Origin of the sequence: Sphingomonas faeni (assembly GCF_040407565.1) — a bacterium.
GTDB classification, from domain to species: Bacteria; Pseudomonadota; Alphaproteobacteria; order Sphingomonadales; family Sphingomonadaceae; genus Sphingomonas; species Sphingomonas faeni_F.
Genome location: NZ_JAPZPR010000001.1, coordinates 255,865 through 268,294, shown reverse-complemented (window position 1 = coordinate 268,294; position 12,430 = coordinate 255,865). Strand labels below are relative to the sequence as shown.

5 protein-coding genes are annotated in these 12,430 nt (G+C 64.1%); 3 read left to right on the top strand and 2 right to left on the bottom strand.

Annotation, left to right across the window (positions count from 1 at the left end):
* Nucleotides 1-13: 13 nt before the first annotated feature.
* On the bottom strand, nucleotides 14-1,579 hold the full coding sequence (locus O6Y00_RS00965) for a helix-turn-helix transcriptional regulator (RefSeq protein ID WP_353440806.1): 1,566 nt from the start codon (nucleotides 1,577-1,579) through the stop codon (nucleotides 14-16).
* A 296-nt stretch (nucleotides 1,580-1,875) separates the two neighbouring features.
* On the opposite strand from O6Y00_RS00965, the gene O6Y00_RS00960 reads away from it, so the two are divergent.
* The 3 genes from O6Y00_RS00960 to O6Y00_RS00950 all read left to right on the top strand — a co-directional run bounded on the left by O6Y00_RS00960 (nucleotide 1,876) and on the right by O6Y00_RS00950 (nucleotide 7,185).
* The gene (locus O6Y00_RS00960; protein ID WP_435368568.1) at nucleotides 1,876-3,369 is read left to right on the top strand and encodes a PAS domain-containing protein; all 1,494 of its coding nucleotides are present in this window, start codon (nucleotides 1,876-1,878) and stop codon (nucleotides 3,367-3,369) included.
* Between the two features lie 946 nt (nucleotides 3,370-4,315).
* Complete coding sequence (locus tag O6Y00_RS00955) at nucleotides 4,316-5,077, top strand: hypothetical protein (protein ID WP_353440804.1); 762 nt, start codon at nucleotides 4,316-4,318, stop codon at nucleotides 5,075-5,077.
* Nucleotides 5,074-7,185 (top strand): hypothetical protein, encoded by a 2,112-nt coding sequence (locus tag O6Y00_RS00950; RefSeq protein ID WP_353440803.1) that lies wholly within the window; start codon nucleotides 5,074-5,076, stop codon nucleotides 7,183-7,185. The genes O6Y00_RS00955 and O6Y00_RS00950 overlap by 4 nt, the downstream gene beginning before the upstream one ends.
* Nucleotides 7,186-7,332: 147 nt before the next feature.
* Here the strand turns inward: O6Y00_RS00950 and O6Y00_RS00945 are convergent, their stop codons facing one another.
* Nucleotides 7,333-11,862 (bottom strand): NB-ARC domain-containing protein, encoded by a 4,530-nt coding sequence (locus tag O6Y00_RS00945; RefSeq protein WP_353440802.1) that lies wholly within the window; start codon nucleotides 11,860-11,862, stop codon nucleotides 7,333-7,335.
* Between the last annotated feature and the right edge of the window lie 568 nt (nucleotides 11,863-12,430).

The window sequence follows — 12,430 nt, the reverse complement described above, 5'->3', positions numbered from 1 at the left end:
AACGAGTTCGCGATCACGCGGAACGGATCGCCACGGAATCGCCGTCGAACCCGCGCTCGCGTGACCAGGCCACCGCGGCATTGCGACGGTTGACGCCAATCTTGCCGTAGATCCGCGCGACATGGTTGCGCACCGTATTGCCCGATACGTCGAGTTCGCGGGCGATCAGCTTGTCGTCGAGCCCGCGACAGATCAGCGCGAGGACTTCGCGCTCGCGCCGCGTCAGATCCTGCAGGTCGGCGGATGGCTGCTGGCGCTGCGGCGAACGCACGTTGGCGAGCTTTTCCATGATCGATCGACTGAACCAGGTCGTGTCCTTCATGACCGCCTCGATCGCCTCGACCAGTTCGATCTCGGAATGCTTGCGCGCGGTGATGTCCTGCAGCACCCAGAGTATGCACTCCGCGTTCGCCAGATGGATCGTCTCGGTCGAGATCACGACGTCGAGGATACCGCCGTCCTTGCCGACGATCCGCGTTTCGAAATTCTCGAACGCGCCGCCCGTTTCGAGTCGCGCCTCGATCTCGCGGCGTGCCTCGGCGGTTTCCCACAACGCGACGTCCCCCAGCTTGCGACCGATGATCTCGTCGGCCGCATAACCGGTAAGCCGCGTGAAGGCGGCATTGGTGTCGCACAGCACATGGCCGTCCGCTTCGCCGACCGCCATCGCGACGGGCGCGCGCCTGAACGTCTTGGTGAAGCGCTCCTCGCTTTGCCGGAGTGACGTCTCCGCCTTTCGCCGTGGCTCGAGATCGGCGAACGTGAACAGCATGCAGGGCTCTTCGCCCAGATCGATCGGCTGGCCGGCGACGATGACGAGCTTGGCCCCGCCGTCGGGCAGCGACAGTTCCGCCTCCATCTGCGGGATCGTGCGGCGCTCGACGAGGCGTTCCTTGGCGAGGTCCTTGCGATCGGCCTTTTCGAGCACGTCGACGTCATAGGCGCTCTTGCCGAGCACCTGATCCTTCTCGTAGCCGGTCATGTCGAGGAACCCCTGGTTGACCTTCACGTAGCGAAGGTCGCTCAAGCGGCAGATCACCGCCGGGGCCGGGTTGGCATTGAACGACTGCTCGAACCGCTCCTCGGCTTCGAAGCGCAACGAGACGTCCTGCAGCACGAGCACGAGGCATTCGGGATCGCCGGCCGCGTCGACGAGCACCAGGCTGCGGACCTGATGCACCCATTGCGGCTCGGCGCACCCGACCGGTGCCACCTCGACGACGACCTCGCTGAACGCCTCGCCGACGATGACGCGCTCGACCGGGTAGCTGTCGGGCGAGAGCGGGTGGTTGTTGCGATAGCGGAGCTGGAATCGCTCGCGGTACGTCGCCACCGTATCGCCCAGCGCGTCGAGATGTTCGACACCGTGCATGCGCAGCGCGGCCTCGTTCGCCCACAACAGGGTCTGGTCGGGATCGATCAGGATCACGCCTTCGCTGAGCCCCGCGATGATCTGCTGCAAATGTCGCAGATCGGCGGAGTCGCGTAGCGACTTCTGGATCGGGATGACCGCGGGTGTCGCACCGCCGGGCGTGCCGACGGCGTCGCGCGCGGTCAATTCGGTCGATACGCTGCCCATGCTCAGGCCTCTTTGCCAGGTCGAAATTCCCCACGCGGAACGGGCCGCAAGAGCGAAGAGTTCCTGGTATTTCGGCACGCGTTATGAGCAGGAAGTACCATAATGGGGCATGTCGATCCCTGTGCCGGTCAGCGGGAGTTAAGCATTCTAACTCATACACATGAGTAGAATTCGACGGTAGGAATCGGGTCCTTGAGGCGGTAGGTGATGACACTATCACTGCGCAACCGCGCGGCCGTCTCGGAACCGGCTGATTCCATCAAACCGTAGTCGAGAGGGGCAGGCGCGTGAGAGATTTGGACGAACAATCACGCATCGTGCATGAACTGCTGCGCGACGACGACGGCACCGATCCTTTTTCGTCGGCCGTACGCGCGACGCGGATGCCGATGCTGATCACCGATCCTACGCAGCCCGACAATCCGATCGTGTTCGTGAACGGCGCGTTTTCCAGGCTCACCGGCTTCTCGCGCGACGAGATCCTCGGGCGCAATTGCCGGTTCCTCCAGGGCCCGGAAACCGACTTGCTACAGGTCGATCGTGTCCGAACCGCGGTACGCCGTCGCGAGGCCGTCGAAGTCGAACTGCTCAACTATCGCAAGGACGGAACCCGGTTCTGGAACCGTCTGCTCGTCTCGCCGGTGTTCGACGACGACGGCGTACTGACCTATTTCTTCGCGTCGCAATTCGACGTGACGCTGGAAAAGGAACGGCTCGTCCGGCTCGAAACGGACCGGGCCGAACTCGAGGTGGAGGTCGGCAAGCGGACTGCCGATCTGGCGCAGGCGGAGCAGCGCCTGGCGTTCGCGCTCGAGGCCGGCCGTCTCGGATCATGGAGCGTCGACCTCGCCACCGACCAGATGGTGTGTACCGAGCGCAGCAAGAAGAATTTCGGACGACCGCTCGATCGGCCGTTCACGTATCGGGACTTATGCGAATCGGTCCATCCCGCCGACCGCTTGATGCGCGATCTGGCCGTCAAGGCGGCGATCGCGGACGGCAAGCCGTACGACGCCGAGTACCGGATCATCACGCCTGCCGGCGAAGAGCGCTGGATCCATGCGCGTGGCCAGGCCTATCATCGTGCCGACGGAACCCCCTTGTCGCTGGTCGGCACGTCGCAGGATATCACCGAGCGCAAACGGGGGGACGAGCACCGCGCGCTCCTTGCCAATGAACTCAGCCACCGGGTCAAGAATACGCTCGCGACCCTGCAGGCCGTGATCGCGCAGACCCTCAGGACCGCGACGTCGATGGAGGACGCGTCGGACACCCTGGCTGCCAGGATCCAGGCGATGGCGGCCGCCAATGATCTGTTGGTCAACGAACGCTGGGAGAGCGCCTCGATCCGCGATCTCGTCGTACGGACGCTGGCACCGTTCGGGCCGGAGGACAGCGCACGGTTCGCCGTCGACGGACCCAATGTCAGGATACCGCCACGGGTCGCGGTCGCGCTGTCGCTCGCGCTTCACGAACTGGCGACGAACGCATCCAAATACGGTGCGCTGTCGAACCCGCAGGGTCAGATCCACCTCAACTGGTCGGTCGTGGACAGCGTGCGCGACGGTCGCCTTCACGTATCGTGGGAAGAGATCGGCGGCCCCCCGGTGACGCCGCCGACGCGAACAGGCTTTGGCTCGCGCTTGATCGAGCGCGTCCTGGCGAGCGAAATCGGCGGCTCGGCGCAGATCGAATACCGCCCGACCGGCGTCGTCTTCAAAGCGGTCGCGCCGCTACCCGACGCTTCCAACGACGATACCAGCACCGGCGACGATCAGCGATCCGGCTAGCGCGAACTGATCGCGGACGCCGGCCGATACGGCCCAATGCATGAACGGATCGGTCGTTACGGCCTGGCCAACAAAAAAGCCCTGGCAGCTCGACGAGCTACCAGGGCTTTCTATGGTGGGCGTGGCAAGGATTGAACTTGCGACCCCTGCGATGTCAACACTAGGCTGTGGAGCTAAAACCGCGCTTTTCCGCCGTTTTCCGTAGATAGCCCACCCAGAACAAACAGAAAACATCAGGCCGAATTTGGGCTTTTTACCGCGGATTTACCGCACCGATATCTCACGTTTATCGAAGGCCAAGGCTTCCATGCTTGACCTTGCCAGCCCGACCGAATGACTGGCGGGCGCGGCTCCGAGCCCGTTCTGCCGCCAGGTCCGCGCGACAAAGGTGATAGACGTCGGTCGGCATGCGAACGCAAGAGTCGAAGTGCCTACCCCGGTCTGGCGCAGTATCCTGCGCTTCCGGTCCCGGATCTCGAAGACGCGATGGTCGCTCCAAACCAGAGCCTGCCGGAAATCCACCGTCAAAGGTCAGGACGGGGATCGTCATCCTTCGGCTCCCAGGCCAGACCGACGCGATGCCCGTCCATGGCGCCAAAACCCATGCTTCGCAATTGCCTGGCCGAGAAGAGCCAAGCCACGTCGGTCGCGAACAATACAACCCCCTCGACGACGCCGATGAACCGGCCCCGCTCTCGGGGCCTGCGACCGACCACGACTATGACCTACGTCGGTCCGACGACATGTCTCGAGCCATACTCCTACAGCCCCCTCTGACCCTGCTTGCCCCGCAAGAGAGTAAGCGGCATCGCGTCATACCCCGGAGGGAAAGGCGGGGCCAGATCATACGGGTCCGGCACGTGGATGCCCGACAGGATCGATTATTGCGGAGGCTTCGGCTTGGGGCGTTGCCGCGGGCCGCGGGCTCGCGCTACAGCATAGGTGGATGAGGTTCGCCAAATATCTGCAAGGGTTCGAGCCCGCAGAAGGTCTGCTTGACCTCATGCACACGACTCCCGTCGGCGTGGGTACGCTAATCCTCGTCGAGGGAAGCTTGCGCCCTCGGGCATGCACAGAATACGGCGAGGATCTGGTCTACCTGTTCTACGGCCGTCCTGCTTTCAAGCCGCTCCCGGGCCTCCATGCCAACGGCATGGATGAGATGATGCCGATGTGCCTGGTCATCGACCCGGCATTGTTGGGCAACGCGATTCGGATACTGCCGTTCGACAGCGGTGGCTACGGTCGGTACGCGGCCCAAATCGGTCCCCTCCTGACCCGATCTGACTTCGAACTTGGATCCGGGCAAGGAACGCCCATGCGGCTGGTCAGGGCGTTCTTCGAGACCAACGGTAACTATTTTCGGCAGCGCATGACCGTCGAAGCGACCACGATTCCCGTCTCGCACGGCGAAGCGCGGGCCTACGCCAGGCTCGGAGGCGATACCGCGCTTGCTGCTGACGACGACCGCCGATCGACGATAGAGGTGCAGATCGATCGCTCGGTTCCGCTGTCGTCAGCCCTCCGGGCAGTGGTCGGCCCACCGTCGCTGCTGTCCGATCCGGAGGTGACGGCGACGCTCGCCACTATGCCGTCCGTTACGCAGATCACTTACGAGACGTTCGGTCGCCAGCAGCCGTCGGCTTACACGGCGCTGCTCTACGACCACGTTCGCCGCTATCTAGTCGATCAGGGAGCGATGACGTGAGCGCCGCCGGGTCCCGCGAGCTGATCGGCCTCGTCGACACCAGCGGCATCTCCGTCGGCTTCTTGGTGCCGGTATTTGCGGGAGGTGGTGGAAACGCCCCCGTCGTCCAGGTGTTAGATTCCAGCGGCAGGGTCGTCGGCTTCGAGCCCTACGAGGTGCCGGAGGCGCCGAGGCTGCCTTCGCCGCCCCGCAATGCGTCGATCGGCGCTCCAGGCCTCCACGCCTTCGCTTTCGCGCGCGACGATGTGGTGCTGCTTTCCGGCAACGATGGGTTCGACCAGCTTGCAGGAAGGATAGACGATCCGCTTCTCCTCAACCGCCCGATGCTCGGCATGGAGCTGGCCGATCTGCTTGGAAGACGGGATCTGCGCGAAGAATTCGCATTGCAGGTCCATTCCGACATGGCGCGCACCTCCGTCGACGCGGCAGACCGGTGGCGAGACCTCAGCGTTCTGACGACGGACCTGAGGCGCGAGCTCATCGCCGATGAAGCGGGCGAAGACAGGTACTTCAGCACGGTCGTGACCCGGGTGCGCGACGGGAAGATCTTGCTTTTCGGCCTTCCGGAACACATGCCCGGCATGAAGGACGATATGCGCCGCGCCGTATTGGCTGTGGTCGGACGCCTCGCGCGGCTCTACCCTTCACCGCGGCAGGGCTGGCGGATCGTCTTCGAACGTCCTCGTTCGCCTGCCGCTAGCAGAAGGCCGGACGCCGCATTGCTCGTCGCAACCCGGGACGGAGATCGGGGCGGGCTCAGGGGGCCTTGGCCCCCGGTGCCTGATATCGTCGTGCATCACGATGTCCGCGACCTCTTCTCGAGCAATCCGGAAGCGTTCACGCGCTCGCTTATAAACGAAGACGCTCCGCTGTTCGTGGTGCACGACGCCGATGATCGCGAAGCCGCGCCGAAGGCTGAACGGGATTGGTCCTGCCCCTACGTCCATGGGATCGGCGTCGGGAGTCCCCGCGCGTGCACACTGGCCGGAAACGACGATCTGCATCAGGCGACGACGTTTATCCCGGTCACGGGCATACACGGTGCCTCGGGCTCCGAGCGCAACCTTGTCAATGCGATCCGCCTCGCGATAGCCGTCGAGGTCGAGCAGCGTCGGCGCGGACGTGGACCTACCGGTCCCCGTACGCTGCTGCGATCAAGGGCGGCGAGACCTGCGGGGTCAAGTTACTCTTGGGCAGGACTCTATGACAAAGCGTGCGCCATGGGACTGGCTCCATGGTCCGCTCTTCGGATCATGCCGGCGACCAGTACCTTCCGCCATCCGGATCCCGTCGCCGAGGCGTTGCTGGGAGAGGTGGGTTCGCTCAACGGCGGATTGATCGACGAGACGCTTGGTACGATGCCGCACACTCTGGGGCTACTCGTCGACAGCAGTCCGCGCTCGCGGGAAGACGAGGTGAGACACAAGCGGTCCGTGACACGGCTCCTTGCACAGCAGCAGTGGGGGGTGACCGATCAGGACTTTCGACGGGCAGAGGCCTGTATATCCATCCGCGGGCGGCTCGCCGAGTTCGAGATCTTGACCGCACCGACGGCCGCCGAATTGGGCAATCGCGATCGTGATCGTGATCGGAAGGATCTGTTCCAGCTCGACATTCGTCAGATCCGGACGATCATGGTCACGTGCGCGGCGAGTCCGACCGCGGTGCTCGAGGAGCTTGCCGATACCGGAGCGCTGCAAGTGGACGTGCGTGACCTCGTCGACTTCGATGCGGCGCATTCCAATGCCATTACCATCCTTGGCTCGCAACTTAGACGCATGGTGACGGGGCTGCCGTCACGCACCCGCACGGAATTCATCGCGTTCGCGGCGATGCAGGCGTTCATGGCCGACCGCGTCTCCGGCGCGGACGCGTCAAACCTCCTCGCCATGCTCGAAGGCGCGCGACGGGGGAAGGATTTTCACCTTCTGCTCCGATCGCTCAAAGGTTCGGAAGAGGCGACAATGTTCGAGGTGCGCACGTTCGAGACGATCGGGAATCGCGTTTCCGAACCGCCTCTCGGCAAGGTCGACCGTTTCAGGATGTCCTTGGCCCCGGAAGGGGTCAGCATCGTCCTCCCCGCCCCCGCTGAGCCGCAGAATACCTGATGCTCGGCAATGGACGCCCAGGCCTGTAGCGGGGTCGCTCGATGCAGCTGCACCGCCCCGACGGAACGGCATGGGCGGAGTTAAGGAGTTGAGAAGTTGATACTCGGGTCGCGCTCATCGGTGGAACCGGCAAGCCAGCGCCGTACGTCAGGTGTTTGCTCCCCCGATCGGCCCCTCGGCATACGCTTGCGGCCCACGGTTGGCATAAAGCACCGCAGCGTCTGCTACTTGTTCGGCCAGGCGCTGACACGCCGCGGCGCCGAGCGTGCGACGGAGTCCAGGAGCCAAGACCTCCAGCGTCGCGTAGAATTCTGACAGGCTGGTGCTCATGCCATGCTGGAGTAAGTTGCCGGCGGTCAGCGCCATACTTTCATCCGCAAAGGCTTTCGTCGGATGGGCATTCGGGCCGTCGTCGAACCTCACAGAATTCGCCAGTGCCTCCCCGATGGTCTGTGATGGGGTCGCGGCAGCGCAGGCGCCAAGCGCAGCCCGCATTTCGCGGGGATAGGCTTCAACTGCGAGCTTGGCGACGAAGCCGGGTGCCAAGCTCCGCGTCGATCGCAGCTCGGCCGCCAGTGCCTCTTGTTCCGAGGGCGACAGGAAGTCGTACAGCGCGGTGGCCAACGCATGGCGGGCGCGCGGATCCCTGGTCTGTCGGCACAGGGCTAGCAACGGCTCGACGACAGCCCCGTTGAGCAGTGGACGAGCGATGACCGCCCAGTCCGCCGCCGCCCAAACGTCGGTCGCTGCTGACAGTCGATCCGCAGCATGGCCGAGGAGCGCGGATCGGTAGTTCGGGTAGGCATCGGCTATGAAGGCGAGCGCGGTCGCCATCGTGCGAATGTCGGTCAAGCCGGTAACACGCTCGATTAGGGGGGCAGCATCGGCCTCCTCGAAATAACGCGAAAGGCGAGCGACATGCTCGAGCTGCTCCCGGTTCAGATCGTTGAGCCGCGGGTTGACCAGTCCTCGCACGGCGTCAGCTGCAGCTTGGTAGGGGTAGCGAGCCAATACGGCCGCACTGACCCGCATTGCGCCTGCCCGATCCCGGACGTGCTCGCCGTCGTGAAGGAGACAGGAGGCAACATCCCGGACTGCGTCCTCGAGTGACGCGTAAGGCGTATTGAAACCGAGCGGAACGGCGATCTTCAGGCGGGCGTCGGGAGGCAGGTAGGGCCAACACTGCTCGATCCAGCGTGACAGCTTGCCTGGGATCGTACCGTCATTGCCGACAAGCGATCGAACAGCACTTACCAGGCTGTCGCTCGGCATGTCGCGAGGGCCGTCACGAAACATGCTGAGCAGTTCGAGTGGGATATTTCCCGCGGCGCGGGAGAGGTCGCCAATCCGCCCGGATGTCGCAGACTCTCGGAGGATTGCCGTGGTTATCAGCCAGGCGAGACCAGGCGCTGCATGTTCCAGAAGTGCAGCGAGGCCTGTCGTCCGATCGAAGCTCGAGCCCTTGTCGAGCGCCGCCAGCATCATTCGTTGCGTATGCTCGCCAAGCTTCGCCGTGATCGCGCGCAAGCGCGCGGCGCCAAGCTGGCCGAAGCCGATCGCCGTACCGGCACGAACGAAGGCCTGCTCAGCCCTCATGCGCTGCTCATCGGTTAGGTGTCGCAGGAGATGACCGAGCCCGTCGGCCTTGCGCCAATCGGTGTCGGGCAGTCGGAGAAGCGTCTCGAGCGTCGTCTTGAACAGCGCTTCCGGCCGCTCATCGCCGACGCGTGCACAGAGGCGCGACAGCAGCAACGCCCGGTGGCCGAGGTCCGGCTCGTGCTCGGCCATGCCGAGAATGTCGACGAGGGTCATTAATGGCAAGGGCCGATCGAGCCGCTCGAACGTTTCCAGAACCGCGTCGATTCGTGACAGGGGCGAGCCGCGCATGAGCCGCGCGAGGTCGCTATCGGAAGCGAGCACGAATATCGTCCGTGCCTCGATCGAATAGGCCCCGGTCTCGCTCAGCAGGTCCGTCAGCTCGTCGTTTGTCCGTCGAACCGGAATGGCGTGGGCTGCCATCAGGACGAGTCCCGCATTCCAACCGGCGCGATCGGACGCGACGGGAGCGGTGACGAACCGGTCGACGTCGTCTTTAATGACCGCTTTGTGCATGGCGTAGGCCGCAGCGAAGAAGCGCGCCTGCACTATCGGCGGCAGGCGACTCAGATGCTGGCGCAGATCCTGCCATTCAGCTTCGTTCAACGCTGGGAGCAGTATATCAAGAAACTCGCTGTCACCAAGCCAAGCGAATGTTCCGCCCTTGGCGGCTTCGCCGAGGACCTCCGACCAGAGATCGGGCCGCGTTTCCGCCGATACCAGCGGCAGAAGCTCCGCCATCTGCCAAGCCTTGAAGCCACCCGCGGCGACCGTGGCATTGGTCAGAGCCTCCTCGGGCGTCATGAGATGAGCGCGCACGAGACTCGCCTGTATCCCGATCGGTGTCTGGCTTGCCTGCGCGGCCATCGTGGCCATGACGCAGGAGGCAGCGGCAAGATTGCCAAGGGCCGAGATTCGTTCGGCCGCCGAGGTTGCCGAGCGCAGCCGCTCGGCCTCAAGTTCTTCGCAGCGACGGAGCGCGCTCAGGAAGGATGATGTCGCCTGGTTGCGACGGGCGCGGACGAGCCAGGATGGCTCACCGTCATCCCCCTGCTCAAACAGCAGCGCAAGGAGGAGCTCTGAGCGACCAGACATCTCCATGTGCCAAGGCAGATAGGCGTCGAAATAGCCGGCATCGTCGACGTCAGCCCAACGACCGGTCGGACTTCCCGTCAGCAACCGGTCGATAAGCTCGCCATGGAGTTGCGCCAGGGTGTCCGGCAGTCCCCCGGGAACAGGTGCCACGCGGACACGCGAAGGCCCGAAGGCGGTCCGCGCATAGCCGAGCAGCAAGTCGTGAAGCCGGTACAGTCGGTAGACCGTATGCTCGACCCGGCTTAGGAGTCCGCGCCTGGCAAGCCGGTCGAGGATGCGAGCGGCATCTACGATGTTAGGCGCGCCGATGATGGTCCGGATCGTCTCCCCGTCGAAGATCGCTCCGTCGTGAACCACTGCCAAGCGATAGAAGACGCGGCGCAGCTCGGTGTCGAGCGATCGAACGCTGATGCCAAGGCACGCCTCAAGACTGACGGTGCGCCGGCTGTCATCGCTGCGCAGTCTACCGTTACCGTCATCGAGGTCGAGCGCTGCGAGTTGCAGGCTCTCCTGATGCAGGTCGGCCGTCAAACTAGCGACATCCCGGCCATCACGAAGCAAGGCGCCAGCCAGCACGAGCGCCAGTGCAAGACGGCCGACTGTAGCGATGAGCGTTTCCGCCTCGCACTGCTCCCCGCTCTCGAAAATTGTTCCGGCACGCCGGCTCAGCACCTCGAGTGCTTCGGTCGCGCTGAGTTCGCCTACCTCGAGGCTCTCATGGATGCAGCCGGGAAGCGGGCTTCGACTAGTGACGATGAGACCACAGCCAGCCGGCGGCCGCATGAGGTCTAGGTCGCCTGGCTCCCAAAGGTCATCGACGACGATCAACATGCGCCGTCGCCCCATCGAACTGCGCCAGAGCGCGGCAAGAGCCTGCTCATCGGCCGCGGGTGGTGGAGGGGTGCCTAGCGCTGTTAGCCACGCAGCCAGATGACCGCCGACCTCGGCGTCGCGGCCGAGCGTTGCCCACAAGACGCCGTCGCGGTAAAGCCCCCGGACCGTTGGATGGTTTGCGATCGCCGTAGCGAGCTCGGTTTTGCCCGCGCCGCCCATCCCACAGAGCAGGAGCCGGTTCGAGCCGCACAGCGTGTCGACTGTTTCAGCGGTCAACGATCGGCGATCGACGTACAGGTCGTTAACCGAGGGAGCCATCTGAGGATTCTGTCGGACGCCGTAGCCGCCGGACTGCACCAGCCGCCGGGCGTCGGCGTAGCTGACCGGCAACGTCGACGCGGCTTCGAATGCCCGCTCAAAATCGACGCGCCGCAGCTCGCGCACCTTGCCCGCAGCGGACTTCAGCACTTTCACAAACAGAGCGGAAAGCGCGCGCTCGCCGTCCGAGGCCAACAGGCCTCGAGCAGCCGCAATACCGACAAGGCGATCGCGTACGCGCGCTTCGACCGCATCGCTGTCCGCGGCATCGCAGATCCAGTTGATCCGCCTCAGAAGTTTTGTCCGCAGCTCGTCGGGCGCAGCCGAACGGATGAAGGCGACCAATTCCCTCGGCAACGTCAGGCCAAGGAGAAGCCGACGGAGCGGCTCGACGTCAGCGCCTGCCGCTGCTGCTGGCCAATAGGTAATACCGCCGACCTTGCCGGGCAATGATGCGCCCTGCTCACAGGCGGCCGTCGCCGTCGTTAGATAATTCAACTCAACGTGGAGGTCCGGGTTTTCGATCGCGAACTGCCAAAGCGAAGTAATCGCTTTTAGCGCGCTTTCGGTTCGAAGCGTGACGCGGCCCGCTTCGGCCTTGGCCTGCGTCATCTGAAGCGCCGACTCCATCAGTCGGGCATAATCCTCGGCGACTTCGAGCAGGAGCGTCGCCTCCGGCTCCAGCGCGATCCACGCTTCAAGCGTCAGATATAGCTGATGGGCATAGCCTTTGAGGCTCGCGTTAGCTTGGCGGCGCAACTGCTCGTCAGGAATTTGGAGCTCGGACACATGGCAGCTTCTAGCGCCAACGACTGGACGTTCATAGCGGACCAACTGCGTGCAGGGCCCGCGCTGCCGACCACTCTGAATTGCTTGAAGGACTGGACGGCCGGCCTTTCAAAAGGCGAAATTTGTCGATCGGCGTCGAAAGCGCCCCCTTTATCATCGAAGTGACTCCTTGTGTTTACTGGATGCACGAGGTTTGAAGGGTTCTGATCGGCGCCGATCTGGCCCCCCGGTAGTGTAAGGCTTTAGAGCGGTTCGGCAGCTTGGCGGGTATCTACCGGGGTCCCGTTTTCGGCGCAGATCCACAGCGCGAGGGAGCCGGGTAACGCGCAATCGCCGCCCGGACATTATCGTGACTGGCGCCGGACTCCCGTGGAAGTCGCGATCGAGATGAAGCACGACGAGAAGGCGTCATGCGCTGCCTGCGCGCCCTACCGAACCGCTTGACGCCGAGCCGGGGCTCCGCGCCCGCGACCAGACTTCGACGACGAAGGCGTTCGACCGAGGACGATCCGCAATTTATACTCGAAAGCACGAATCTGGGTGCCTGCCTCACTTTTGTGCCAGCTCCTCAGCTTCAGGCCCCCGGACCGCGAAGACTGGTTAGTCGTTCCAT